This is a genomic window from Undibacterium sp. GW821-FHT07F11 (assembly GCF_059418665.1).
The window spans coordinates 374,491-397,628 of sequence record NZ_JBWKQH010000008.1 but is presented as its reverse complement, the minus strand read 5'-3'; the positions used below and the strand labels follow the sequence as shown (position 1 = coordinate 397,628).

General features: G+C 47.3%; 28 protein-coding genes. 18 read left to right on the top strand and 10 right to left on the bottom strand.

Features of this window, described 5'->3' with window-relative positions; translation table 11 throughout:
* Positions 1–3: 3 nt before the first annotated feature.
* Positions 4–1,284 (bottom strand): NAD(P)/FAD-dependent oxidoreductase, encoded by a 1,281-nt coding sequence (locus tag AC07OI_RS21330; protein WP_495258633.1) that lies wholly within the window; start codon positions 1,282–1,284, stop codon positions 4–6.
* Between the two features lie 294 nt (positions 1,285–1,578).
* Between AC07OI_RS21330 and AC07OI_RS21325 the strand changes: the two genes are divergently transcribed.
* Both AC07OI_RS21325 and AC07OI_RS21320 read left to right on the top strand, forming a co-directional pair.
* On the top strand, positions 1,579–1,815 hold the full coding sequence (locus AC07OI_RS21325) for a DUF2798 domain-containing protein (RefSeq protein ID WP_492706308.1): 237 nt from the start codon (positions 1,579–1,581) through the stop codon (positions 1,813–1,815).
* Positions 1,816–2,066: 251 nt separating this feature from the next.
* Entirely contained in the window at positions 2,067–2,726 is a 660-nt protein-coding gene (locus AC07OI_RS21320) for a hypothetical protein (protein WP_492706310.1), read from the top strand.
* A 4-nt stretch (positions 2,727–2,730) separates the two neighbouring features.
* Here AC07OI_RS21320 and AC07OI_RS21315 read toward each other — a convergent pair whose 3' ends face one another.
* Positions 2,731–3,051, bottom strand: a complete 321-nt coding sequence (locus AC07OI_RS21315) for a metalloregulator ArsR/SmtB family transcription factor (protein ID WP_492706312.1) — start codon at positions 3,049–3,051, stop codon at positions 2,731–2,733.
* 172 nt (positions 3,052–3,223) lie between these two features.
* On the opposite strand from AC07OI_RS21315, the gene AC07OI_RS21310 reads away from it, so the two are divergent.
* Positions 3,224–3,592 (top strand): thiol-disulfide oxidoreductase DCC family protein, encoded by a 369-nt coding sequence (locus AC07OI_RS21310; protein WP_492706314.1) that lies wholly within the window; start codon positions 3,224–3,226, stop codon positions 3,590–3,592.
* Positions 3,593–3,627: 35 nt separating this feature from the next.
* Positions 3,628–4,353 carry a bifunctional 2-polyprenyl-6-hydroxyphenol methylase/3-demethylubiquinol 3-O-methyltransferase UbiG gene (gene ubiG / locus AC07OI_RS21305; protein WP_492706316.1) on the top strand — a complete coding sequence of 242 codons (726 nt, stop codon included), beginning with the start codon at positions 3,628–3,630 and terminating at the stop codon, positions 4,351–4,353.
* Between the two features lies 1 nt (position 4,354).
* Here ubiG and AC07OI_RS21300 read toward each other — a convergent pair whose 3' ends face one another.
* On the bottom strand, positions 4,355–4,969 hold the full coding sequence (locus AC07OI_RS21300) for a DUF4166 domain-containing protein (RefSeq protein ID WP_492706318.1): 615 nt from the start codon (positions 4,967–4,969) through the stop codon (positions 4,355–4,357).
* 359 nt (positions 4,970–5,328) lie between these two features.
* On the opposite strand from AC07OI_RS21300, the gene AC07OI_RS21295 reads away from it, so the two are divergent.
* Complete coding sequence (locus AC07OI_RS21295) at positions 5,329–6,657, top strand: MBOAT family O-acyltransferase (RefSeq protein ID WP_492706320.1); 1,329 nt, start codon at positions 5,329–5,331, stop codon at positions 6,655–6,657.
* 51 nt (positions 6,658–6,708) lie between these two features.
* On the top strand, positions 6,709–7,911 hold the full coding sequence (locus AC07OI_RS21290) for an alginate O-acetyltransferase AlgX-related protein (protein ID WP_492706322.1): 1,203 nt from the start codon (positions 6,709–6,711) through the stop codon (positions 7,909–7,911).
* A gap of 26 nt (positions 7,912–7,937) precedes the next feature.
* Here the strand turns inward: AC07OI_RS21290 and AC07OI_RS21285 are convergent, their stop codons facing one another.
* Positions 7,938–9,011, bottom strand: coding sequence for an FkbM family methyltransferase (locus AC07OI_RS21285; RefSeq protein ID WP_495258632.1), 1,074 nt, complete (start codon positions 9,009–9,011; stop codon positions 7,938–7,940).
* Positions 9,012–9,246: 235 nt separating this feature from the next.
* Here AC07OI_RS21285 and AC07OI_RS21280 point away from each other — a divergent pair, with 235 nt between their 5' ends.
* From AC07OI_RS21280 to AC07OI_RS21265, 4 genes are all read left to right on the top strand, one after another.
* On the top strand, positions 9,247–9,843 hold the full coding sequence (locus AC07OI_RS21280; protein ID WP_492706326.1) for a hypothetical protein: 597 nt from the start codon (positions 9,247–9,249) through the stop codon (positions 9,841–9,843).
* 160 nt (positions 9,844–10,003) lie between these two features.
* Entirely contained in the window at positions 10,004–10,318 is a 315-nt protein-coding gene (locus AC07OI_RS21275) for a BON domain-containing protein (protein ID WP_492706328.1), read from the top strand.
* Positions 10,319–10,717: 399 nt separating this feature from the next.
* Positions 10,718–10,900, top strand: coding sequence for a CsbD family protein (locus AC07OI_RS21270; protein ID WP_492706823.1), 183 nt, complete (start codon positions 10,718–10,720; stop codon positions 10,898–10,900).
* 124 nt (positions 10,901–11,024) lie between these two features.
* The gene (locus tag AC07OI_RS21265) at positions 11,025–12,248 is read left to right on the top strand and encodes an AI-2E family transporter (protein WP_495258631.1); all 1,224 of its coding nucleotides are present in this window, start codon (positions 11,025–11,027) and stop codon (positions 12,246–12,248) included.
* Between the two features lie 106 nt (positions 12,249–12,354).
* Here AC07OI_RS21265 and AC07OI_RS21260 read toward each other — a convergent pair whose 3' ends face one another.
* A complete protein-coding gene (locus tag AC07OI_RS21260) occupies positions 12,355–12,819 on the bottom strand; it encodes a glycine zipper 2TM domain-containing protein (protein WP_495258630.1) in 465 nt (154 codons plus the stop codon).
* 453 nt (positions 12,820–13,272) lie between these two features.
* On the opposite strand from AC07OI_RS21260, the gene AC07OI_RS21255 reads away from it, so the two are divergent.
* Positions 13,273–13,989 carry a Crp/Fnr family transcriptional regulator gene (locus tag AC07OI_RS21255; RefSeq protein ID WP_492706825.1) on the top strand — a complete coding sequence of 239 codons (717 nt, stop codon included), beginning with the start codon at positions 13,273–13,275 and terminating at the stop codon, positions 13,987–13,989.
* An 84-nt stretch (positions 13,990–14,073) separates the two neighbouring features.
* On the opposite strand, the gene AC07OI_RS21250 is transcribed toward AC07OI_RS21255, so the two are convergent.
* Complete coding sequence (locus AC07OI_RS21250; protein ID WP_492706334.1) at positions 14,074–15,438, bottom strand: sensor histidine kinase; 1,365 nt, start codon at positions 15,436–15,438, stop codon at positions 14,074–14,076.
* Between the two features lie 340 nt (positions 15,439–15,778).
* Between AC07OI_RS21250 and AC07OI_RS21245 the strand changes: the two genes are divergently transcribed.
* Positions 15,779–16,159 carry a response regulator gene (locus AC07OI_RS21245; protein WP_492706336.1) on the top strand — a complete coding sequence of 127 codons (381 nt, stop codon included), beginning with the start codon at positions 15,779–15,781 and terminating at the stop codon, positions 16,157–16,159.
* Positions 16,160–16,232: 73 nt separating this feature from the next.
* On the opposite strand, the gene AC07OI_RS21240 is transcribed toward AC07OI_RS21245, so the two are convergent.
* The 4 genes from AC07OI_RS21240 to AC07OI_RS21225 all read right to left on the bottom strand — a co-directional run bounded on the left by AC07OI_RS21240 (position 16,233) and on the right by AC07OI_RS21225 (position 18,265).
* Positions 16,233–16,865: a response regulator gene (locus tag AC07OI_RS21240; RefSeq protein WP_492706338.1), complete on the bottom strand. Its 633-nt coding sequence runs from the start codon at positions 16,863–16,865 to the stop codon at positions 16,233–16,235.
* 440 nt (positions 16,866–17,305) lie between these two features.
* Positions 17,306–17,686 (bottom strand): hypothetical protein, encoded by a 381-nt coding sequence (locus AC07OI_RS21235; protein WP_495258629.1) that lies wholly within the window; start codon positions 17,684–17,686, stop codon positions 17,306–17,308.
* Between the two features lie 85 nt (positions 17,687–17,771).
* Positions 17,772–17,975 carry a hypothetical protein gene (locus AC07OI_RS21230; RefSeq protein WP_492706341.1) on the bottom strand — a complete coding sequence of 68 codons (204 nt, stop codon included), beginning with the start codon at positions 17,973–17,975 and terminating at the stop codon, positions 17,772–17,774.
* 74 nt (positions 17,976–18,049) lie between these two features.
* Complete coding sequence (locus tag AC07OI_RS21225) at positions 18,050–18,265, bottom strand: hypothetical protein (RefSeq protein ID WP_492706343.1); 216 nt, start codon at positions 18,263–18,265, stop codon at positions 18,050–18,052.
* A 674-nt stretch (positions 18,266–18,939) separates the two neighbouring features.
* Between AC07OI_RS21225 and AC07OI_RS21220 the strand changes: the two genes are divergently transcribed.
* The 6 genes from AC07OI_RS21220 (at position 18,940) to AC07OI_RS21195 (ending at position 23,137) form a co-directional block, all read left to right on the top strand.
* A complete protein-coding gene (locus AC07OI_RS21220; protein ID WP_492706344.1) occupies positions 18,940–19,398 on the top strand; it encodes a PA2169 family four-helix-bundle protein in 459 nt (152 codons plus the stop codon).
* A gap of 654 nt (positions 19,399–20,052) precedes the next feature.
* Entirely contained in the window at positions 20,053–20,583 is a 531-nt protein-coding gene (locus AC07OI_RS21215) for a cupredoxin domain-containing protein (RefSeq protein WP_492706346.1), read from the top strand.
* Positions 20,584–20,603: 20 nt separating this feature from the next.
* Positions 20,604–20,945, top strand: a complete 342-nt coding sequence (locus tag AC07OI_RS21210) for a copper-binding protein (RefSeq protein ID WP_492706348.1) — start codon at positions 20,604–20,606, stop codon at positions 20,943–20,945.
* An 81-nt stretch (positions 20,946–21,026) separates the two neighbouring features.
* Positions 21,027–21,455 carry a YybH family protein gene (locus tag AC07OI_RS21205; protein ID WP_495258628.1) on the top strand — a complete coding sequence of 143 codons (429 nt, stop codon included), beginning with the start codon at positions 21,027–21,029 and terminating at the stop codon, positions 21,453–21,455.
* 201 nt (positions 21,456–21,656) lie between these two features.
* A complete protein-coding gene (locus AC07OI_RS21200) occupies positions 21,657–22,277 on the top strand; it encodes a LemA family protein (RefSeq protein ID WP_495258627.1) in 621 nt (206 codons plus the stop codon).
* On the top strand, positions 22,274–23,137 hold the full coding sequence (locus tag AC07OI_RS21195; RefSeq protein WP_495258626.1) for a TPM domain-containing protein: 864 nt from the start codon (positions 22,274–22,276) through the stop codon (positions 23,135–23,137). The genes AC07OI_RS21200 and AC07OI_RS21195 overlap by 4 nt, the downstream gene beginning before the upstream one ends.
* Position 23,138 lies beyond the last annotated feature (1 nt).

The window sequence follows — 23,138 nt, the reverse complement described above, 5'->3', positions numbered from 1 at the left end:
AATTCATTCACGTAGCCAGTCACGTAATTCGTAATACCAGTACGCACATTGTGCTGCCATCAAACCCAGGCCCCCAAAGCTGGGTGGCAAACCGTAATGATCCAGGCCATCGGGTAAGGCCTGATTAGTGGCAATCGCCTGGGCCACTACTTCCCCAGCCAGGGTGGTCGGTGCCACACCGTGGCCGCCAAACCCCATGGCATACCACACTCCATTTGGCAGACGTCCAATTTGCGGCATCTTGTGCTGGGCGTAGCTCATCAGGCCACTCCAGGCATATTCCACTTTTGTTCCCGCCAATTGCGGGTACACTTTGAGCATGTCCTTGTACAATAATGCGGCAACTTCAGCAGGCTGCTTTTCGCGTATGGAAATACGTCCTCCCCAGAGAAGGCGGCTATCTGCCAATGGGCGGTAATAATCGAAGGCGAAGCGGGTGTCATAGACGGCAGCTGCGGTTTGCATGGCTGTTGGCAGTTTATCGCCAAGTTTTTCTGTCGCCATGACGTAGGTCGCGATCGGCAATACCGAGCGTGCCAGTTTGGGATAAAGTTTTTCAATATAGCCGCCACAACACACGACTACATGCTTTGCCCTCACGGTGCCATTTGCTGTGCGTACTAATTTTTCCTTGCTGTCGGTTTCAATGGCGCTTACCCGGCTTTGTTCAAACACGCGTACGCTTTTAGAACTCAATGCCTCGGCTAAAGCACGGGCATACTTCAAAGGGTGAAAATGAAAGGCATTTTTTTCATGCAAAGCGCCAAAATACCTGTCGGTGTGCAAGGTTGCACGGGTTTGTTCACGTGACCATGGTTCCCATTCCACGTCAAATTCACACAGCATGAATTCTCTTTGCTGCTGGAGTTTTCGCTCATCGTCAAACCAGTTGGCCAGCAAGACACCACTTTCATTGATGTCACAATCCATTTGATATTTCGCGACGCGTTGCCGTATCAGGGCCACTGCATCCAGCGTCAGCTGGTATAGATTTCGTGCAGGTTCGCGGCCTATTTGTTTGATCAGCTCTGCATTGTCTAGACTGAAGCCGCCAAACACAAATCCGCCATTGCGGCCGGATGCCCCATGCCCAATCTCTTCAGCTTCCAGTAAAACGATATTGCTGACACCACGTTCCATCAACCCCAACGCTGTCGACAAACCGGCAAAACCCCCACCGATGATACAGACTTCACAGTCCAGGTTTTCTTGCAGACGTGGATAGTGAACAGATGCAGCACTGGCCTGATAAAAGGTTTGTCTCAGATTTTCTTGGGGAATCATAGGCTCGTATCTTAAACTCTTGGTGCGACAGAAAAGCCGTCAAATTACACGCAACAGCTCTGTCAAGGCAAGCCTGACTTTTTATTGCCCTCTTGTTTACTTTTGTTTTATTGCCAATTACACTGGGCGAACAGACTTCCTATGAGAGTTGTCGTAAGCGCTTATGTCGGTCTATGCGCCTGTCTCGCCGGGGCAGGGTTCATGTCTGGATATATACGTAAAGAACAGGCGTTAGTCTGGTCGGTTTATGAAATTTTCGTGAAAACTCAAAAAAACTCTTCCCCTGGTTAGCAAATGCGTAAATTGCCGGCACGTTATGCAGGATTGGTCATGCCCTTCCTTTTATCGATACTGATGACCTTTATCGTCTCGCTGATCAGTACATTGCGCAGTGTTGGATTGGTGGATCATTTTCTGCAAATCTGGATGGGTTCCTGGGCCTTGTCCTGGGTGTTTGCCTTCCCCACACTGCTGCTTGTCTTACCCTTGGTCCGACGTATGACCAGCATGCTGGTTGAAACTCCGCGTTAAGCGGGATTCAGTGCTTTTCCAGCGCAGCTGCACTGCGCTGGAAGCTATGTTTTTACGTCAAACCTTGCTCTTGTTTTCTTGCCGATCTCTGCTAGCCTGATTGCTGAAGGGCTGTCTTCGATATCGAAACATCTGCTTACAAGTATTTACTATTTATCACGTACAAATCATTGCGAATTTTATATTATTGCTCTTTGTAAATATATTCTTTGATGGTGCAGGATCTTCACCCACTATCTTGATTCGTAACAATGAACACCGCATTTCTACAGGTAGTAAAAGACCGCAAACTTGCTCACGACCTGAGGCAGGTCGCAGATGATTTTGAAATTCTGGATTTTTTCAAACAATATGGCAGTTGCTGTTTTGCGATGTCCGCCATGCTCGCGCAAATACTGACAGAAAAGGGTTATACAGCCAGGGTTCAAGGATGCTATGCTGAAATCAAACAAAATAACGGTATTTTTTATATAGGCTACAAGGGCTTTGTTCACGAGCAGCAAAAAGAAGGGCATGCAGTGTGCATAGTCGATGAACAATACCTGATCGATTTTGGACTGGGTACTTTAAAAAAATTTTATGCAGAAGATTTCAGCCACGCACTGGCTTGCGAAATCTCTGACAACAACCCGGTTCTTGGTTATCTTGACCTGGATAGTGGCGCAACTATTACCTGGCGTACAGACTGGGTTTCACCTATGGTTAAATTGGAGTTGGAACATCAGCTTGCTGCAGTGGAACGCATAATAGGCGGTTATTACGACTTCCAAAAAAACCGTATGGCGTACCTGATCAAGAAGCTATTTGTAGGCAAAAACACTCCGATACCTAATCATGCCTTGCTGGCAAAAGTCAAAGCGCCGGCATCTGCGCAAACGCAAGACGAAAAATTGTCTGAGTTGATTGATTAGAGTTTTATCGGTTTTCGACGGATTTTTTCGCCGCCAAAGCCTTGCTTTCTTTTTTCAGGGCTTTGGATACCGGGCATACAGCCTGCATGAACGAAGCCAGGGTGTTTGCCAGATTGTCACCCTGCAGACGATAGAAAACAAATTGCCCGCGTTTGTCGCTGGCAATCAGCCCCGCCGATTCCAGTATGCGCAAATGCTTGGATAAGGAAGGCTTGGTCATCTCAAAACGCGCAGCAATTTCACCGGCAGACAATTCTGTCTCCGATAAATAAGCCAAAATTTTCCGGCGTGGCGTCGATGCCAGGGCTTCAAATACTTTTTCCATAGCGAGTAAATCAATGGTGATAATTCATCATAGCATTTTGTCGTCCGATCGTGAAGTTAATTAGATAATTAGACATTTAGCTAAATAAGGTATATGCTTGTTTCATCAACCTATGTTCATCAGCTTATGTTGATGAGCTTGTTTCAAGAGTGCTGACGGGTAATCAAATATCATGGAATCTGAAAAAGGTACTACTACGGTCTATTACAACAGCGCCTGTCCGGTATGTGATGCGGGCATACGTGACCAGCGTGGGCGTATGCAGGCATGCAATATCAACTGGATTGACGTGCATGCTGAACCTGACGCAGTGAAAGCAATCAATAGCGAGCTGGAAACTGTACGTGAACGCCTGCATGTGCGCAATGCCAATGGCGAGCTGCTGGTAGGTGAGCAGGCACTGGCTGCCTTGTGGGCACAAACCAGTGGCCGACGCTGGCTGGCCTGGCTGACATTACGCCTGAATTTTCTGACCCGGCCATTGTATAACTTCATCGCCAGACACCTGTACCGCTGGAACCGCAGGCGCGGTCACTGGTAAGCCAATTCATACACCATCAATCAATAGAGAATGCCATGAGTACTATTCACACTATGGAAAACAACGCAGATCCGGCTGAACTGGCACGCTTCAATAGCCTGGCGAGCCGTTGGTGGGATGAGAGTTCAGAATTCAAACCCCTGCACAGGATTAATCCACACAGGCTGGAATGGATAGACAGCCTGGCTCAGCTTGCTGATAAACAAGTCCTGGACGTAGGTTGTGGCGGCGGCATCCTGGCTGAATCAATAGCGCGCAAGGGAGCAAAAGTGACGGGCATAGACCTTGCCGACAAGCCCTTGCAAATCGCGCAATGGCATGCGCAAGCTCAGGATGTGGATGTGCACTATGCTAAAAGCAGTGCAGAAACCTGGGCTGAGCAACATACCGGGCACTACGATGTCATTACCTGTATGGAAATGCTGGAGCATGTGCCATCTCCGGCAGCCGTCATTCAAGCATGTGCAGATATGGTCAAACCTGGTGGTTGGGTATTTTTCTCAACGATCAACCGCAATCCCTTGAGTTATGCACTGGCTATTGTGGCGGTGGAATACATCATGCGTATCCTGCCGCAAGGCACGCATCAATATAAACGCTTTATCAAACCGGCAGAATTACTCGCAATGGCAAACGCAAGTGGCCTGAAATTGCAGGACAAGCATGGCCTTGGTTACAACCCGCTGACCCAGCGCTTCCGCCTGCATGGTTTTATGGGTGTGGGTTATTTATTGGCGATGCAGAAGCCATTGCAGGCTTAGTTCAAGGCTTGGTTCCGTGTTCTATTACAGGTTTTAAATCCAGCACGCCTGAATAGCTGAGCAACAAACCCAGGCCAGGCATGACAAAGCCCACATAAAAACGGTAACGTCCGTCTTCTATGCATTTATAGGCTTGTGATTGAGGGAATAGCCGCACCGGTAAAGGTATGCCATGCAGACTGGCGCCGAGGACGAGCCAGTTCCAGCCACCACCTTCCAGAATGTCTACCGTGAGACGGAACTGCATGAGCCCCGTACTTTCTTGCCAATGACCATGCGGATAGTTGCCATGTGGTGCAAACACGGTGATCAGTTCTTGTGCCACACCATCTGGCGCTAAGAATTCTCTGGCCCAGATTAATTTGCCTGCTGCATGACTGATACTGACTTTGTAGCCGGACCGGGCGTGTCTGGTTGGCACACCCAGCTTTTTTGCCAGCTTGCGGCCCAGTACGCCAGCCAGACCCTTGCCCAGTTTGATATCTATTTCACCTTGCAAGGTGCCGCCGTGTATATGTATTTGCTGCAATAGTGGGTGCAAATCCTTAAAAGATTTACCAAACCAGGCTTGGGCCGAGGTAACTGGAGGAGTCTGAAAGAAGGTTTCCGTAGTCATGGACGCCATTGTAAACCCTGCAAATCCTTGCAAATTAAAAAAACGTAGTGCGAATACCAGCTCAAGCCGCAATCGCTATTTCATTTTCCTCAATTTAGCGCAGTAAAATGCCTGCTCGCATGAGAAAACCAAGGTTCTGCTTCTTTTTTGCAGCCCGTGGCATTAAAATCCCGCACCAAACATCCATTTTACTGACGCCATTGCTTCATACATGCAGGCGCTGTGATAAAAACATACAAGCGGCCATACAAGCGAACGTACAAGAGAAAGCACAAGACATGGTTTTTAGTACGGTTACCTTTTTATTTTATTTTTTACCTGCCTTTCTCGTTTTGTATTTTGCGCTGCCGTTTAGCCACATGCGTAATATAGTGTTGCTGGTCGCCAGTCTTATATTTTATGCCTGGGGTGAGCCGAAAAACCTGCCTTTGCTGTTGATTTCTATCTTGCTTAATTATCTGTGTGGATTGGGCATGGGGAAGGCGCAAGAGAAAGGTGGCACAGGCAAAACCGTTTTTATGGCAGGTATAGGCTTCAATCTCTTATTGCTGGCCTATTTTAAATACTTCAATTTTGCATTGGGTAGTGCGATTGCCGTGCTTGGCAGGGCGGGTATCAATATGCCTGAGGTGGAGGCGGTCACACTGCCCTTGGGTATCTCTTTCTTTTCCTTTCATGCGATCTCTTATCTGGTGGATGTGTATCGTAAAAAGACCGCGCATGAAAAGAATCTGTTTGCCCTTGCCATGTATATCACCATGTTCCCGCAATTGATTGCCGGGCCGATTATTCGCTTCTCTACCATTGCCAGGCAATTGCACCAGCGTCAACATACCTTGCGCAGAGTGGAGCTGGGTATCAAAATTTTCATTCTTGGCCTGGCGCAAAAAGTGTTGATTGCCAATAGCGTCGCTCTGCCAGCCGACCAGATATTCTCATTGGCACCAGAAGCATTAGGTATTGCCAGTGCCTGGCTGGGTATCACTTGCTATACCCTGCAAATCTATTTTGATTTCTTTGGTTATTCAAATATGGCGATAGGATTGGGCCTGGTCACTGGTTTTAGTTTTCCGCGCAATTTCAATTACCCCTATGTCGCGCAGTCGATTACAGAATTCTGGCAACGCTGGCATCTGAGTCTGTCGCGCTGGTTTCGTGATTACCTTTACATACCCCTGGGTGGCAACCGGGGCACCAGCCTGGTCACTTACCGTAACCTGTTCATCGTGTTTTTCCTGTGTGGCCTCTGGCATGGCGCGAACTGGACCTTTGTGGTCTGGGGGCTGTATCACGGCACTTTTTTGGTACTGGAGCGTATCGGTCTGCAAAAAGCCATGGCGAGTTTGCCAAGGCCATTCAGGCATATCTATACTATCCTGATCGTGATGACAGGTTGGGTATTTTTCCGATGCGACAGCTTTGCCCAAGCTTTGCATTATCTGGCTGCCATGGCCGGAGGCATGCCTGCAGATAATGCCATGGCTCCCGTCATGAGCTTTATGAGTGGCACGGTCATCACGGCCTTGATAGCAGGCATACTGGTATCCACTCCCTTGCTGCAGGTACTGAATAAGCCACGTGCAGCAACTCGTATCTTTGCACCTGCTATCAGTCTGATGCTCTTTATTTTGTCGGCTGTCAGTTTGGCGACGGGGGCTTACAATCCATTTATTTATTTCCGTTTCTGAGGCTGGATCATGACTATGAGCGATTCCGGCACATCAAATTTGCAGGCGGCCATGAAAAAGCGCCTAAACGGACGCATTATCTACGGGCGCATCACTTTTATTATCGCTTTCTTTGGCATCTTGCTGATGCCAGCCCTTGTCCAATTAAGTGGAAAATTACAAGGTCCCAGTATAGAAAACCGCGCACTCGCCAGCAAGCCGGAATTGCCTAAAACATTCGCAGAAACCTTGAAATTCCCTGCGCTGGTTGATGCCTATCTTAATGACCACTTCGGCTTCAGAAATAATCTGGTGGCATGGAATAATAAATTGCGTTATTACTTGCTTGGCGACATCAATGCCGTACAACTGACGGCTGGTAAAGATGGTTATATCTTCTTCAACTCGCACGCGGCCAATACTCCCTTGGCCATGATACATTTTTTGTGCGGGAAAAACGTCGCAGAGAAAGACCGGGCAGAGATAGTCAGGACTGCATCTGACTTCATGCACATGGCGGTACAGCTTAAGCCGGAAAGTTATCTGTTGCTGGTGCCGACCAAACCGGTCGTTTATGCAGATAAATTGCCAGACTGGTTGCAACAGCAATGTGCGCAATATACCCCCAGCTTGCCTGACGTCGTAGCCACACTCAAGTCTTTGCCAGGACTAGAAGATAAAATTATTTATCCGCTGACAGAAATGCAGGCACTCAAGAAAAGCATAACCGTATTTCCAAAAAATACTTTTCACTGGACAGGTAATGGACCTGAGCCGGTGGCGCAACTGGTTGCAGAAAATTACCTGCATCGCAAAAAATTAACGACACTGACAAGCAATCTGCATGACGTCGCATCCGACATACAGCAATTCTTGCCGGGCGTGGCATTGACTGTGCCTACTCATGATCCTGATTATGCCAAGGCTGGCATTACTGCCTGCCTTGGCGTTGCCTGTTTTCCTGAGTTTGCCGACACGGCGGGAAAAATTGGTGATGTCTCACGCTATCGCCATAGCAACAGAAAAGGTCCAAAATTACTCGTGATCTCAGACTCATTCGGCCAAGGAATTGCAGGCTTTTTTTCAGAATACTATAGCGAAGTCTGGCATATCTCTTTGAATAGCATCAATCGACTCAGTGATAAAGAGCAAGCCAGATTCAAACAGATTTTGCTCAACGAGTATGCACCTGACCAGATACTGTATGTATTCCATGATGCAGCAGTATCCTATTTTGAGAGAAATAGCAGCATTCTGTTAAACGCTGGTCAGTGATTTCTCCCATGCCTCTGGCTCCTGACCTATGCAGCTGTAGTGTGTTTAAACAAAAGGTCGATATGGTCTTCACCAACGTCCTTATAGAAACACATCACTTTATCGACATCGTTGCCGACTTCAAACAATTCACCATTTTTTTGGATGACGGCAACTGTATAACCGAGGTCAAATAAAAAACGCAAATAGGTTGGACCATCATTGCCACCAGTGAGTGGCATGAAATCAGGGCTGAATTCGCTAATGATAATGGGATGCCAGTTTGATAGTAGGCGCTTGGCTCCCAGCAAGGCGCGATATTCAAAGCCCTCAATATCAATCTTGATGAGATCAATTTTTCGGTCCGCCGGAATAAGATTGTCCAGCGGCATGCAGGCTACAACTGTGCTCTTCATCAACGTCTGCTGATTTGATGACAAATGGGCTGTCGTGCCGTTGCTGTACGAACTATTCAGGCTCAGTATGTCGAAATCTTCACCAGCCGCGCTATTGATGATTTTGATATTCTTGAAATCATTTTCTCTCTTGCTGAGCTCTATGAATTTGACATTATTGGTATTCGGCTCAACCGCATAGACCATGCCTGTGTCGCCTACTAGAGATGCGGCAATCATACTGTAGTAACCAATATTAGCGCCGATGTCGAGCACACCCATGCTAGCCTGAACATGTTCCTTGAAGACTTTTGTCACATGTGGCTCATATTCACCATGTATCAGTGGTAATCCCAGGTCCAGGTCTTCTGGGTCGACAAACATGGGCAGGCCGCCAACATTGACTTGTTGGATCCTGCTAACGTCACGCTTAACGGTCAACTTTTCCTGTCTTTGGGTAAACTCCAGCGAGTTCAAATAGGAAGCAACGACAGCATCAAGGGATTTGCCAGCCTGAGCGCCATGACCTGGCCATTCTTCAGGATTAGGCGAGCGCCCTAGAATCAGGCGAAAGCAATGAAAAATGTCTTCAGTCGTAGTGTGCTCACTGTAGGTCCAATCACCAAATTTTTTAATTGGATTTGCGCCGACATGCATGGCTTGTGCTTCTTGTTGACTCTCCACGATTGTGAGTGGGGCTGGTTTGGAGAATAGTTTTCTAAGCATTATTCGATTTACGCTATTTTAAATGGGTGTTTGCAAGGGTAGCTCATGATTGAGTTTCTTTTCCATTCAGAAAGAGTATTGACATGATCGACATCAAATAGTTCAGTGAGGAACTGCCAGCAGGGTTCAAGCAGATGTTCCGGCTTATTTCTTCTAGTCCTACAAATCGGCGGTCCCGTGTCCTATATCTGGCTACCTGGGGCGCTGCTACGATACAGTCCATGCCTCTGCATTAGTGGTTCAAAAAATTAATCAGGCTAATCAGTTCTTTTTAAATAAAGGAAATATCATGAAAAAAATAATTTCTGTCTTAATGATTTCTGCTGCAGGCTTTACTGCAAGTTCCAGTTTTGCCGCCGCTGACGTAGCAAAAGCAAACTTCAAGGCGACGGAAGAACGTGCCGAAGCAGACTTCAAGGTGGCCAAGGCAAAGTGTGATGCATTGAAAGACAATGCAAAAGACATTTGCGTAGAAGAAGCTAAAGTCGCACGTACCCGTGTCAAGGCAGAAGCTTTGGTGAACTATGAAAACACTCCCAAAAATCACGTCAAAGCAGCAACGGATGTTGCCGATGCAGAGTACGCACTGGCTATTGAAAAATGTGACGATAAATCCGGCAATGATAAGGACGTCTGCAAGAAAGAAGCCAAGGGCACTCAAAAAATAGCGATTGCTGATGCCAAGGCAGGTAAGAAGATTTTTGATGCCAAAGTGGATGCTCTCTCGACAGCACTTGATGCCAACTACAAAGTTGCAATTGAGAAGTGCGATGCCATGTCTGGTCCGTCCAAAGAGAACTGTATTGCTGCTGCGAAAAAACAGTATAAATAATATTGATCAAATTTTGGGCTGGTTCCATGGTGTTCCTGTCAGCTAAATGCCAGCCCGTTGTACACATCAGGTTTGTAGTGCAGTTTTAAAAGCAGTCCCCTAAGGTATTACCTTCCTTCTGAAACATAGATATTAAAAATTTACACTAGGAGTATAAAAAATGAATAACTTAATTAAAAAAATCATGGGCATTTTCCTGGCAACAATGATGGTCACCATGCTCGGCTGTGCTTCAACCAGCAAGCAAGAAAGCACTGGTGAATATATTGATGACACCCTCATTACCACTAAAGTAAAAGCTGCTATCGTCAATGAGCCGACTTTGAAAGCAAGTGAAATTAATGTCGAAACTTTCAAAGGCATAGTGCAGTTAAGCGGCTTCGTTGCTGATCCTGCATCTGCCAGCAAGGCTGTCAGTGTGACGTCTGGAGTGAAAGGCGTGAAATCGGTTAAAAACGATATACGCGTGAAATAGACGTATGGATGACGCGAGTGCTGTGCAAATTTGCGAAGCACTCGCGTTTCGCTTGAGTCGTGCTTATTGTCTTACTTATTAGCCTAAATAAGTACCGGAGTCGGTGAATAGCAGGATGCCATCAATTTACCAGCGTCCTCCAAATTATTCGCTTGCCGGCGATCACGTGACAGCCAGACGTGATTGCCATCTGCTCCGCAAACAGGAATCTTACTGATTGTGGAGTTTTTTTATTTGTGTTCGCTAACGCACTGAAATAGTTTTTCCCTCACCTTAAACTCAAGTTACTTTTATCAGGCGTTCGTTAATAAACCAATTGCAATCTGATTTGCAGTGCTTCCAGTCTGATGCAAGTACCCAATTTTTTGTAGACTTCATTTTTTATACAGGAGCTTCATGATGAATTCAGATCAAGTCAAAGGCGCAGCAAAAAAAGTGGCAGGTAAAGTCCAGCAAGAAGCAGGCAAGCTGGTCGGTAGTAAGGAACAGCAAGTCAAGGGAGCTGCAAAGCAAGTTGAAGGCAGCATGCAAAAAGCCCTGGGCAACGTCAAGGAAGCATTCAAGGACAGTCATAAGCATTAAGTGACTGACATTTTCGGGCTGGTGTACCAGGAACAATGGTGCCAACGCCCGAAAATTTTGTCGGCTGCAGCACGCAAATCGCTTATTACATAATTAAAATAATTCAGACAAGTGGACAAAAGCGATGGATGTACCTCTACCAAATACCCCTTCTGGCAGGGGCTGCAGTGATGACAGCTTAGCCGCCAATACAGCCGATACTGTGCTGCCCGATGTCAAAACGGCTGCGCTGATTGATAATTCATCCCAACTGTTTCCCGGCATTCATGTCAACGCCCGTGGCCTCGCCTTGACGATACTGGCAACCGTTGCTCTTATTTTCGCTTTACGTGCTGCGCAGCGCTTTTTCATTCCCCTGATCTTTGGCATTTTTATTGCCTATACCTTATCCCCCTTGGTCGACGCATTGCAGCGTGTGCGTATGCCGCGTCTGCTTGCTGTTACCGTGGTGATGATCAGTATGCTCACTATCATAGGTACGCAAGTCAATTCCTTGCATACGGAATTTGATGCAATTCTTGACCAGTTACCGGTAGCGACCCGTAAGTTTTCCAATGAAATGAGCAAGCTGAAAATTGGCCAGGCCAGTATGATGCAAAAGATGCAGACTGCAGCTACGGAAATAGAAAAGGCAACCAACCAGGCAACGACAGGTACCCAACTGAATATGAAGAAGGCAGTGGTCAATGAAACACCTGTGCTGAAATTGCGTGAACTACTGCTGGCAGGATCTCTGGGTATCATGGATTTGCTGGGGCAGACAGTCATGATGCTGTTTCTTATTTTCTTCTTGCTCTTGTCAGGCGATAAATTTAAACGAAAACTGGTCAAGATTACCGGTCCGTCGCTGACGCAGAAGCGCATTACCGTGCAAATTCTCAGCAAGATTAATACATCGGTACAGCAATATATGTTCATGTTATTGATCACCAACGGCCTGCTGGCTTTGCTGACCTGGATTGCATTTCATTTGATAGGGCTGGATAACGCTGGGGCCTGGGCAGTAACCAGCGGCCTGCTGCATATCATCCCTTACTTCGGTTCGATTTTAATGGCTCTGGCAGTCTGCCTGATTGCCTATGTACAGTTCGGTACTATCTCCATGGCTTTACTGGTAGCGGGTATCTCAATCGTAATTGCAACACTGGTTGGTACCGTAGTCACAACCTGGATGACAGGTCGCATTACACAGATGAACACAGCAGCCGTCTTTATCTCACTCTTGTTCTGGGGCTGGTTATGGGGGGCATGGGGTCTATTGCTGGGCGTGCCGATTATTGTGATCGTGAAAGTAGTGTCCGAACATATAGACGGCATGCAGACCGTTGCTGAGTTATTGAGTGACTGAGTGAGACGAATGAAAAGTGACGGGCAGTTCGGTAAAAAAAATCATTCCCAATTGCGGGAATGATTTTTTTACCGAACTGCATATCATAGTTTTGACTGCGATAATTTTAATTGCGATAAACGTGATTGTTTTTTACGTAGACTTGTGCACCGACTCGCAGATCGACAATATTATCCTGCACGATGGTTTGATAAACGCCATTATCCAGGCGCACACTGATTTGGTATGCCTCACGTAACTGCTGGTTGCGATTATTTTTTTCTATGTTGTTACCGACGATAGCGCCGCCTACTACACCCGCTGCTGTGGCTGCTGCATTGCCCAGACCACCACCTACCTGATTACCCAGGATACCACCGACAATGCCGCCAACGACAGCACCGGCACCGGGCCCTTTATTTTCACTGTTGACCTGTACTACCTGTATTGATTCAATCACACCATAGCTGCTGTAGGCTACCTGCGAGGCAGGGTAGCCCGCTGTGGTGGATGGTGAGCTGCTGCCGCATGCAGTCAGCATCGCAGATGCAGCAAGGGTTACGACAATGAGAGTTTGCTTGCCCATATTCATGATCATTCTCCACTGTTAGTGATGAGGGCGATCATAAATTTTATGACTTCATCAGTCGGTGCGATAACGCACCTTATTCTTAATACAAGCGAATATACATGCAACAGGACATCCCTCTTGTAGGACTAGTCCCACATTGTGCAGCGCGTTCAGCGTACAAGCGGCTGCCAGACTCTCTGATGCCTGTTTTAAGAAGAACAAACTAAAGTGTAATCAGTTTGACGGACATCAGTAGCGCTAGTAAAAGCAGGTGATGTCAATATCAGGAAAATAAGGTTTGCACCTGACGATTATCGCAGGGACCAAACGACATTGGATGTCTTTGAAAAGAGGAAAAAAATGAATATCACTCAAACACAGGTTTCTATGACCGCGCATCCGTCGCTGATTTCTGGTGGAACACTGCATCGCAGATATTCAGTTGATTATGCTCCGGCTGTCAGCGCGACAGATATGGGTTTGCTGGATGAAGCCATACAAAACGATATCCTTGCTGCTCTGCCTGAAGATGAACTTGCATTTCTCCTGCCACACCTGGAACTGGTACATCTGCCATTTGACAAAGAACTCTATGAATACGGCGCCAAGCTGTCCCATGTCTATTTTCCTACCACCGCAGTAGTAGCCCTGCTGTATGTGCTGGCTGATGGCGATGTGACTGAAATCGGTGTGACTGGGCACGAAGGCATGCTCGGCATTTCTGCAGTAATGGGTGAACGTGCTTTGGGCACAGCCATGGTGCAATGCGCAGGCGATGCGTATAAGCTCAAGGCTTCGGTATTGAAGGAAGCTTATGCCAAAGGCGGGAAACTGCAGCAAATACTGATGCGTTACACCCAGGCTCTGTTCGCACAGATGGCGCAAAATTCTGTGTGTGGGCGTCACTATTCCATAGACCAGCAATTGTCACGCTGGTTACTCGACAGGCTGGATCGCCTGCATTGCAATGAAATAAAAGTGACCCAGGAAATGATCGCCAATATGTTGGGTGTACGCCGTGAAAGCGTTACCGAAGCAGCTGGAAAATTGCAAAATGAAGGTTTGATACAGTACAAACGCGGCAATATCACCATGCTGGATCGCGAAGGTCTGGAAATGCATGCCGGCGAATGTTATCGCGTATCCAAACAAGAGTTTGAACAAATTCTCTCAACCGCTATGGCACGTTAGAGTGCATTTGAGAGTCGTCATCAGGTAGGCCGGCCAGCCTTATCAGGACATTCAAAACCCCGTTGTGAGAGCACCGGGGTTTTTTTATTCTTTGAAAGGAATAAACGCCTCGACGACAGTGCCGCGATTTTTCTCGCCTGGCTTCACCGAAAAACTGCCACCCAATAACAAGGCACGTTCACGCATTCCCAATATGCCATGCGATTTTGGTTTGGCAAAGGCCTCTTTCTGTATGCCTATGCCATTGTCGAGTACCTGCAGCCACAAGCCCTTGTCGGTACGTTTCAGGCTGATCTTGACTTCCGTGGCTTGCGCATACTTGATGACGTTGTTCAGTGATTCCTGGGTAATGCGAAACAAGGCTATCGACCAGGCCGGATCTATGGTATCGAAATCTTCAGTAATATCGGTCACATAAGATAAACCGGCAATTGCTGTAGCCTCTTCACAGTAGTGCTGGATAGATGCAGACAAGCCCAGATTGTCCAGCATGCTGGGGCGCAAATCTTCTATGATGCGCCGCTTCAAATCCACAGTGTCAAGCAGGGCGCGCTTGGTTCTTTGCAATTGCTTGGCGAGTTCAGGTTCTTTGTCCTTGAGTTTTTCCGTGACGACTGAGATATCCATGCTGATCGCTGTCAGATTTGAACCCATTTCATCGTGCAATTCGCGCGCGAGTTTGGCCTTCTCTTTTTCTGAAACATTCAATAAATGGTGCGACAGGACCGACAATTGCTCAGTGCGTTTTAATACTGTGCTTTCCAGATTATCATTGGCGATCTTCAAGGCATTTTCTATGCCACGTTGCTTATAAAAACTGCGGTAGATCAGGCGATAAAACAGTATCAAGACCAGTAAGGCAATGCTATTGGTTGCTGTACCAAAAAAGAGGGCGTCCTTATATTCCTTGTAAAAAGTCTTGCGCCTGGCTGCCAGCACCTCGTTTTCTTCCTTTTCCATGATGATGTCCAGCAGCCTGATTTCATCCATGACATCCCGGCCATCACCAACTTTAGATATCTCGACGATGCCTGTCAGACCAAATTCCCTGTAAGTTGACATGGCAGCTTCAAAGACTTTGGTTTTGCTGTTATACAATCTGCGCAACTCTGCCAGGTTCTTGATCTGCTCCGGATTGTTTTGCAATAGTCTTTCCAGTTCCTTGAAGTCATTTTCCAGCTTGTTCCTGGCAATACCCCAGGGGCGCAAGTAGACTTCATTACCGGACATGAAATAGCCACGCAAGCTGCTTTCAGAATCCATGATGAGCAGATTGATATTCTTGAGCTTGTCTTTGACGCTCCAGTTATGCTCTACCCAGTCATTATTGATCTTGAGTTTTTCCATATTCTGGTAAGCAGAATAGGCATTGCCGATCAAAATGAAAAGACAGGTCACAAATAAAAAAGTAATGTAGAGCGGTATCGAAGTCGATGTGTTTTTTTTCATGAAAATTTCCTCAAATAGCACCTGAATGCATCACGTGATTGATGAAGAAAAATAAAATCAGACATGCAGATTTCCATTTGTGTTCTCATTAAAACCTGGGATTTTCTTCACGTGCAGCCTATGAAAAACAATACCTGAATTGATAAATTATGTGTCGTAAATCTTGAAGAATTTTTTCTAGCCCCAGAAACTTGAGAAGGTAGGTTTATTCCTACAAGCAATTCCGCGAAAGTTTATTGCTAATCAATCTGAGTCTCCTTAAAATGAATTCTATTGAGGCCTCATCATGCGGCGGCGGTTTGAGCACAGCGAGTTTCAGTTCGTAAGAGTTTGGAACATAATGGACGACAAGAAAAAATTGAAAGTATTTTTAATCGAAGATGCGCAAAGAATTCGTTCTGTGCTGATCGAGGTATTGCAGCAGACGGAGAATATAGAAGTCATCGGTTTCGCAGAAAGTGAAAAAGAGGCTTTGTATCAATTGCGTTCTATCGAATGGGATGTCGCCATTGTAGACATAGGCTTGCGTGAAGGCAGTGGCCTGGCAGTATTGTCTGGCCTGAAGAGTGATGGCCGTCAATATGGTTCACGCCTGGTATTTACCAGTAACCCCAGCAATGCTTTGAAAACACGCACCATGTCACTGGGAGCGGAAGGTTTTTTTGATAAATCCCGTGAAATGGATAATCTGGTTGGTCACATCCAGGCGCTTGCTCATTAAGCTGTACTGCGCAACACAGAACAGCTTTATTTCCCGCAGTTGTACCTCTTCTGTCTGACTTGCCGATGCTTGTCTATTCCAGTAAATTATTTTTCATGGCGTAATACGTCAGGTCACAATTTGACTGCAAGTTCATTTTTTCCATGACACGGGTGCGATAGGTGCTGATGGTTTTTACGCTGAGTGACAATGTTACTGCTATATCAGATACAGATTCACCTTTGGCCAGTCTTAAAAATACCTGAAATTCGCGATCAGACAATTCAGTGTGCAAAGCAGTTTCTGCATCATGGTCAAAGCCCTGTGCCAGGATTTCGCCCACGTCAGCGCTCACATAACGGCGCCCGGTCGACACCGTTCTGACAGCCTTGATCAGCTCATCGGCATCACATTCCTTGTTCAGGTAGCCATTCGCACCCATTTTCAAGAGATTCACAGCATATTGCTGGGCTGGGTAGCCACTCAAGATCAAAATGGGTAAATCTGGTTGCCCTTGTTTGATGGTACGCAAAGTGTCAATACCGCTTTGGTCTGGCATACTGATATCCAGCAACATGACATCACAAGCCTCTTTCCTGGCGATCTCCAAGGCTTCACGGCCAGTCGTCGCTTCTGCAACGACTTCGAAGTCGCTGACTTCTGAAAATATCTGCTTGAAGCCGGCCCGTACAATTTGATGGTCGTCACAGACTGCGATACGTATCATTTTCTTCCTTCAAATTTGCGAGTGCACAAAATTGCGTCAACTAGTTTCTATATGGCATCACAAAAATTCATTAAACCAGAACCTGGGGAGTTTTTTAAATGCTCACCATACTTTTCCTTACCCGGGCAAGCATCCAGAATATGCCCTTATTTGTTCCTATAGCATAGCACCTCAACAGAATATGGGTGAATATCGTCGCAACTCCTTCTCGTAACCTTCTCGCAAGCCTCTTGCACATAGTTTTAGCGAAGTTCAGTCTGCTGCATTGTGTGGCATGGAATTGACCGAAAACCGGGGAAACCAGTCGAGAAATATTGTGCCTCTTTCCGCAATAAGAGCAGCAAGACAAGTCGTGCTGCTCTATGAAAGTGATGGAAGAGGAGGCTACAAAAACAGACAAAGGCTCTCCTGAGCTAGCTTTGCCCTGGCACCAGGGCCTGCTAGCGCGTCTGACGCCCGAATAAGACGCCGAGTGCCACCACGGTCGCGACCGCTATACCCAGCATGGTCATTGGCTGTTTTCTGACTTGAACACGGCAGCTATCCAGTAGTTTTACCTGTGATGTATAGAGCTTTTCGCTATGTTCACCCAGCTTTGTCACGGCCTGGCTCACGCCTGAGCTTAATTTGCTTGTGGCCTGCTCTTTGATGACAGTCAGTTTCTCTGCTACTGGTTTGACTGCTTCTGCCGTTTTTTCCTGAACCTGCTCTACCAGGGGTGGCGGGTTATCGCTGGTAGGAAAGGGGACGGAAGGGTGATTAATATTATTTGTGGTTGCTTCAGTCGCAGGGGCTGCAGCATTGCTTGGGTTGCTAGGCATGATTACTCCTTATGTTTTTGATCAAATCCAGCGCCCTGGCTTAAAAGTCGTGGGCTGGTATTGTCGGCATAGGTTTAGTGAGGTTTTACTGAGGTGTCGCGCTATCGTTTGCAACAGGGCGGCTTGCTCTTGGCGGCAAATTACCGCCTTCACCTTCCCAGGTACTGATTTCGGTTTTATGCAATTTCTTGGCAGCATGTTTTTCGTGATATCGTTTTTTGCCAAAAGCAGTCATCAAAGCCCAACTGGCAAGACCGGCGACAAGGAACAAATGTTTAGCGGCTATCATATATTTCTCCAGGTTGTATTCAATTGCTTCAAACTCATTATTTTCAAACTCAATGCTTTAGAGATAATCGGCACTCAGGACCGTGAAATCGAAGTGAGGCTATTTTGCTGGCGTTTGATGCATTGCCTGATCACCTTCTGTGCATCACCGATGGCAACCTGGCATCTGGCATTGGTCAACATTTGATACCCGCTGGCACGCAATTGTTGCTTGCCCAGCAGGTGACCTATGCCCACGCTCAATGCGCCCTGCAGAAAAAAAATCCCACTTTTAAATAGACATGTATTCATTGCGATTTCTCCAGAAAATGGTGAATCCTGATCTATGCTGCAAGTCCTTGGCCATTCTTATTCCGCCAGCGTGTAGCTGTATTGCTATCAACTTGCATTGCATACTAGCATCGGCCTTAATGCCTCCATATAGGACATGGACACTAGCCTTTGTAGGAATAGATGAAGTAAACAGGGGCAAATCAGAAGTAAGTCACTGTAGGAAAACTGAATTTTCGCCGAGTGAAGTTGCAGTGCTGTGGCAGCAAATATGTATTCTGCAAGCATGATGCTTCAGGGCTGTTATCCCTGATCAGACGCTGCTTTTTTGAGCCCGGAAGAAATGGGTCTGACAGGTGCCGAGCATTGTTGTAGACCGCCCGAAGTTCGCCCTGCGACCAGTACCACGTCTGGCTCTACACCTGTTTGAACCATCTGCCCCAATCAGGTTGTTAACCAGATCCTGATCTCTTGAGTTCCTACATGCCAGCAAGCCCACGTCCGATACTGCTACTTCGCTCCGGGTTTTAGTATGTGCTTATGTCAAAGAGAGACGATTTCCTTGACGAAATTCCTGTCATGCCAGTAATCATGATGACAGGCAAGTTGTCGGCAAGCTGTTCTGCCTGCACATATAGCGGGCAATCATATTCAGCATTAACGCTGGCTTATTCACTACCAATAAAGGAAACATCATGGACAACGACGACATCATTTCTACCCTTAACGACCTGATAGAAACCAGCAAAGACGGTGAAGAAGGATTTAAAGTCTGCGCCGAAGATGCGAGTGGCCGCCATCCGCAACTCAAAGCCATGCTGGCTGAACGTGGGCGCGAATGTGCTCTTGCTGCTAACGAGCTGCAGGAACTGGTGCGTAATCAAGGTGGCGATCCAGAAACCAGCAGCAGCGTATCGGGCGCATTACATCGTGCATGGACCAATATCCGCACTGCCATCACTGGCAAGGATGATGAAACAGTACTCGACGAATGCGAACGCGGCGAGGATGTCGCCGTCAAAGCTTATCGCAAAGCCCTGGAACAAGACCTGCCTACTCATGTACGTCTGGTTGTAGAGCGCCAGTATCAAGGTGTGTTGCGCAACCATGACCTGATCAAAGCCCTGCGTAATCAGGTCAGAACCCATGCCTGAGCGGGATACTGACTCACTGTGAAATTGCACTGTGATAATTGATCAACCAGCCTGGTATTCTTGATAAATCCGCTGCGGTTCAAACCCAGCGGTTTTTTTATACGTTTACCTGGATGCATACCAGCCAGCGATAGAGTCGCGAAGCAGTAAAACAGTTATAATTCACCGCATGAAAAAGCTGTTCCGACTATTTCTGTTATGTGTGCTGATGCTGGCTGTCCCTATGCAGGCAGCCTTGGCTGCGTCCAGGGCATGTTGTGCAGCTCAATATCAGCAGACTTCTGACAGTCAACAGCATGCACATCATGCACACCATACAGATGAATCAGGCCACAAAGCTACAATTGATCATGATGCCTCTGGCGACGAGTGTTGTGTTGCTGCTGCCATCCTGAGCACACTGCTGCCTGTTGCATTACTGCGTCCCACTTCAGAAAAAATCGACCTGATTTTTTCATCCTACGCCGGCCATATCGGCGATTGCCCTGATAAACCCCCAAGGTTCTGAATCCCGTAATTGTATTTACCCCTGAACTATTCGGGGTTTAACCGTCATTGCTGCTGGCTTGCATGCTGGCGGACTATGTTCGCGCATGCGATGTCTAATCATCTGCAGCAGTGTGACGCTTCCATCATTGGACAAGGACAAAATTCATGAACACTATTCTAATAGCAAGCCGTACTGTGCTTGCCAGTATGCTGATGGTATCAGGTACCTCCATCGCCATCGCATCCGGCACACACTCAGGTGGCCACAAACACGATGACGCCGCCACAGGCAAGCCTGGCAACGCCGCTGAAGTAAGCCGTATTGTTACTATAGATATGAATGACAATATGCGCTTTAAACCCGCCAGTTTGCAGGCCCGGCAAGGTGAAACCATACGTTTCATCATCAATAATTCGGGCAAACTCACACACGAGTTTGTACTGGGCACAGAAAAAGAGCTCAGGCAACACTATGAGTTGATGAAGAAAAATCCAGAAATGGAACATAGCGACCCCAATATGGTCACCCTGGCAGCAGGGCAGAGTGGTGAAGTGTTATGGCAATTCAGCAAGGCAGGCAAGATAGATTTCGCCTGCCTGCAACCCGGGCACTACGATGCGGGCATGAAAGGCAAAGTATTGGTCAGTAAGTCAGGGGCAGCCGCTGCAAGCAAGGCTCCCTCACATCAACATTAATGAAGATGACAAGGCTCTATATGAAATCGATCAAAATATTCGCAGCGGTCATGCTGCTGGGTATGAATTTGCAACTCGCGTATGCTCAAGAAATTAAAGCAGGCAGTGCAGATAGCAGTGTGACAGCAAGCGCCATCATTGATGCCTCTGAGGGGGAAGTCATCAAAATCGACAAAAGCAGCAACAAGATTACACTCAAGCATGGCCCTATCAAGAATCTTGATATGCCCGGCATGAGCATGGTTTTCAAAATCAAGGATGCTGCCATGCTCGACAAGCTGGTCATTGGTGACAAAGTCAGGTTCAGGGCAGAAAAAGCCAATGGCGCAATTTATGTGACCGATATTCAAACCGTAAAATAATAGTCAAAACCCAGGCTGATCAGACCAGGCAAACCAGGGCTGGTCAGCCTGACCAATCCCAACCAAGCCGGAGAGGTACAAATGAAAAAATACGCATTGCTGCTCTCAATAGGCATCTTCACTTCTGTTGCCTGCGCCAGTGACGCAACAGATGCACTCGATGCATTCCATGCTGCCCTGACCAAAGGCGACAAGGAAAAAGCAGCAGATTTGCTGGCACCTGATGTCATCATCTATGAATCTGGTCATGTGGAACGCTCAAGGGCAGAATACGCAGGCCATCACTTGTCAGAAGATATAGCCTTCGCCAAAACCGCGAGCCGCAAAGTTTTAAAAAGCAGCGAACGCATAGAAGGCAAGGTCGCCATGATCTGGCAAGAAACCGAGACCAGGGCGAAGTACAAAGGTAAGGACATTCACATCTTCGGTACAGAAACCAGCCTGCTCGAAAAGCAGGGTGAACAATGGCGCATCATCCATGTGCACTGGTCTTCGCGTAAACCTAAATAATGACTTGATTTTTGCATCATCAAACTTTGATTAATATCAAAGTTTGATGTGTGATTTGTTTTAGTCTCCAATCAGCATCATTTGGCAAACTGTGCGCCAGCGCACCGAAATCATCATCGTGGCATGTCACCATGACCATCAACATGCAAGAAGTATTGTTGATGCGCTTGATGGCGCAGGTTTAATCGTGGAGAAATCAAAATGCGCAAATTAGGGTTGTTATTGTCAATGATGGCCATGCTGATGCTTTCTGGCTGTGGCTACAACAGCTTCCAGAGTGGCGACGAACAAATCAAGTCTAGCTGGTCTGAAGTATTGAACCAGTATCAGCGTCGCGCAGATCTTGTGCCTAATCTGGTGAACACCGTCAAAGGCTTTGCGGCACAAGAGAAAGATGTATTGCTGGGTGTTACCAATGCCCGCGCCAAAGTTGGCAGCATACAGGCCACACCTGAATTGTTGACCAATCCAGAAGCCTTTGCCAAGTTCCAGTCAGCACAGGGTGAATTGTCCGGTGCCTTGTCCAGATTATTGGTTGTCACTGAAAATTATCCACAACTCAAATCCGATGCTAATTTTCGTGACCTGCAAGCCCAGCTTGAAGGTACGGAAAACCGCATTGCCGTTGCGCGCAATCGCTATATCAAGGCAGTGCAAGAATACAATGTGCTGGTACGTTCCTTCCCGTCCAATCTGACAGCCATGATGTTTGGTTACCAGGTTAAACTCAATTTCGCGGTGGAGAATGAGAAAGAAATTGCCAAACCACCCAAAGTGGATTTTGCTGCTCCTGCGGCTAACAGCGCTGGCAGCGCAAAATGAACATCCCGCAAAAAACAGCGACAGCATTCTTCGCGTGCATGCTGTTGTTTGCCTTTGCTGTTTACGCACAGATTGCCGTACCACCCATACAAACCCGCGTTACAGACCAGACTGCCACACTCAGTGTTGAGCAAAAAAATGCACTGGAACAGAGCCTGCAAAACTTTGAGAACAAAAAGGGCAGCCAGCTTGCAGTGTTGATAGTGCCTACCACCGCGCCAGAAAGCATAGAGCAGTACGCCTTGCGCGTGGCAGAGCAATGGAAACTGGGGCGCAAGAAAGTGGATGACGGCGTCATCCTGCTGGTTGCAAAAAATGACCGCAGCATGCGCATAGAAGTTGGTTATGGCCTCGAAGGTGCACTCAATGACGCCACTGCCAAGCGCATCATTGCGGAGACCATGACACCTTACTTCAAGCAAGGTGATTACTATACAGGCATCAAAGCAGGTACAGACCAGATCATGCGCGTGATTGATGGCGAGCCTTTGCCGACGAAAGAACGGGGGCGCACAGTTGACGCCGGTGGCTTCCAGCAATATGCGCCAATATTGTTTGTGCTGGCGCTGGTTATTGGTGGTGTCTTGCGTGCCATATTTGGTAGATTGCCAGGTGCCATCATTACTGGTGGTGTCGTCGGCGTCATCGCCTGGTTTGTCATAGGTGCTGTCTCCATGGCAGTATTGGCCGCTGTCGTCGCATTGGTATTCAGCCTGTTCAGTGGTGTGCTGGGTGCGCGCGGCATTGGTGCCTATTATGGTGGCTCGGGACGCGGTGGCTTTGGCGGTAGCGGTGGAGGTGGGGGTTTTAGTGGTGGTGGAGGCAGCTTTGGCGGTGGCGGTGCATCGGGGCGGTGGTGAT

Excerpts from the sequence above, each read along its gene's own strand:
- AC07OI_RS21230 (WP_492706341.1), bottom strand. The coding sequence starts at position 17,975 with ATGATAGCCGCTAAACATTTGTTCCTTGTCGCCGGTCTTGCCAGTTGG.
- AC07OI_RS21215 (WP_492706346.1), top strand. The coding sequence starts at position 20,053 with ATGAACACTATTCTAATAGCAAGCCGTACTGTGCTTGCCAGTATGCTG.
- AC07OI_RS21285 (WP_495258632.1), bottom strand. The coding sequence starts at position 9,011 with ATGCTTAGAAAACTATTCTCCAAACCAGCCCCACTCACAATCGTGGAG.
- AC07OI_RS21235 (WP_495258629.1), bottom strand. The coding sequence starts at position 17,686 with ATGCCTAGCAACCCAAGCAATGCTGCAGCCCCTGCGACTGAAGCAACC.
- AC07OI_RS21275 (WP_492706328.1), top strand. The coding sequence starts at position 10,004 with ATGAATAACTTAATTAAAAAAATCATGGGCATTTTCCTGGCAACAATG.
- AC07OI_RS21195 (WP_495258626.1), top strand. The coding sequence starts at position 22,274 with ATGAACATCCCGCAAAAAACAGCGACAGCATTCTTCGCGTGCATGCTG.
- AC07OI_RS21255 (WP_492706825.1), top strand. The coding sequence starts at position 13,273 with ATGGGTTTGCTGGATGAAGCCATACAAAACGATATCCTTGCTGCTCTG.
- AC07OI_RS21205 (WP_495258628.1), top strand. The coding sequence starts at position 21,027 with ATGAAAAAATACGCATTGCTGCTCTCAATAGGCATCTTCACTTCTGTT.
- AC07OI_RS21250 (WP_492706334.1), bottom strand. The coding sequence starts at position 15,438 with ATGAAAAAAAACACATCGACTTCGATACCGCTCTACATTACTTTTTTA.
- AC07OI_RS21295 (WP_492706320.1), top strand. The coding sequence starts at position 5,329 with ATGCGTAATATAGTGTTGCTGGTCGCCAGTCTTATATTTTATGCCTGG.
- AC07OI_RS21220 (WP_492706344.1), top strand. The coding sequence starts at position 18,940 with ATGGACAACGACGACATCATTTCTACCCTTAACGACCTGATAGAAACC.
- AC07OI_RS21290 (WP_492706322.1), top strand. The coding sequence starts at position 6,709 with ATGAAAAAGCGCCTAAACGGACGCATTATCTACGGGCGCATCACTTTT.
- AC07OI_RS21300 (WP_492706318.1), bottom strand. The coding sequence starts at position 4,969 with ATGACTACGGAAACCTTCTTTCAGACTCCTCCAGTTACCTCGGCCCAA.
- AC07OI_RS21260 (WP_495258630.1), bottom strand. The coding sequence starts at position 12,819 with ATGAATATGGGCAAGCAAACTCTCATTGTCGTAACCCTTGCTGCATCT.
- AC07OI_RS21270 (WP_492706823.1), top strand. The coding sequence starts at position 10,718 with ATGAATTCAGATCAAGTCAAAGGCGCAGCAAAAAAAGTGGCAGGTAAA.
- AC07OI_RS21330 (WP_495258633.1), bottom strand. The coding sequence starts at position 1,284 with ATGATTCCCCAAGAAAATCTGAGACAAACCTTTTATCAGGCCAGTGCT.
- AC07OI_RS21325 (WP_492706308.1), top strand. The coding sequence starts at position 1,579 with ATGCGTAAATTGCCGGCACGTTATGCAGGATTGGTCATGCCCTTCCTT.
- AC07OI_RS21200 (WP_495258627.1), top strand. The coding sequence starts at position 21,657 with ATGCGCAAATTAGGGTTGTTATTGTCAATGATGGCCATGCTGATGCTT.
- AC07OI_RS21245 (WP_492706336.1), top strand. The coding sequence starts at position 15,779 with ATGGACGACAAGAAAAAATTGAAAGTATTTTTAATCGAAGATGCGCAA.
- ubiG (WP_492706316.1), top strand. The coding sequence starts at position 3,628 with ATGAGTACTATTCACACTATGGAAAACAACGCAGATCCGGCTGAACTG.
- AC07OI_RS21320 (WP_492706310.1), top strand. The coding sequence starts at position 2,067 with ATGAACACCGCATTTCTACAGGTAGTAAAAGACCGCAAACTTGCTCAC.
- AC07OI_RS21315 (WP_492706312.1), bottom strand. The coding sequence starts at position 3,051 with ATGGAAAAAGTATTTGAAGCCCTGGCATCGACGCCACGCCGGAAAATT.
- AC07OI_RS21240 (WP_492706338.1), bottom strand. The coding sequence starts at position 16,865 with ATGATACGTATCGCAGTCTGTGACGACCATCAAATTGTACGGGCCGGC.
- AC07OI_RS21225 (WP_492706343.1), bottom strand. The coding sequence starts at position 18,265 with ATGAATACATGTCTATTTAAAAGTGGGATTTTTTTTCTGCAGGGCGCA.
- AC07OI_RS21310 (WP_492706314.1), top strand. The coding sequence starts at position 3,224 with ATGGAATCTGAAAAAGGTACTACTACGGTCTATTACAACAGCGCCTGT.
- AC07OI_RS21265 (WP_495258631.1), top strand. The coding sequence starts at position 11,025 with ATGGATGTACCTCTACCAAATACCCCTTCTGGCAGGGGCTGCAGTGAT.
- AC07OI_RS21210 (WP_492706348.1), top strand. The coding sequence starts at position 20,604 with ATGAAATCGATCAAAATATTCGCAGCGGTCATGCTGCTGGGTATGAAT.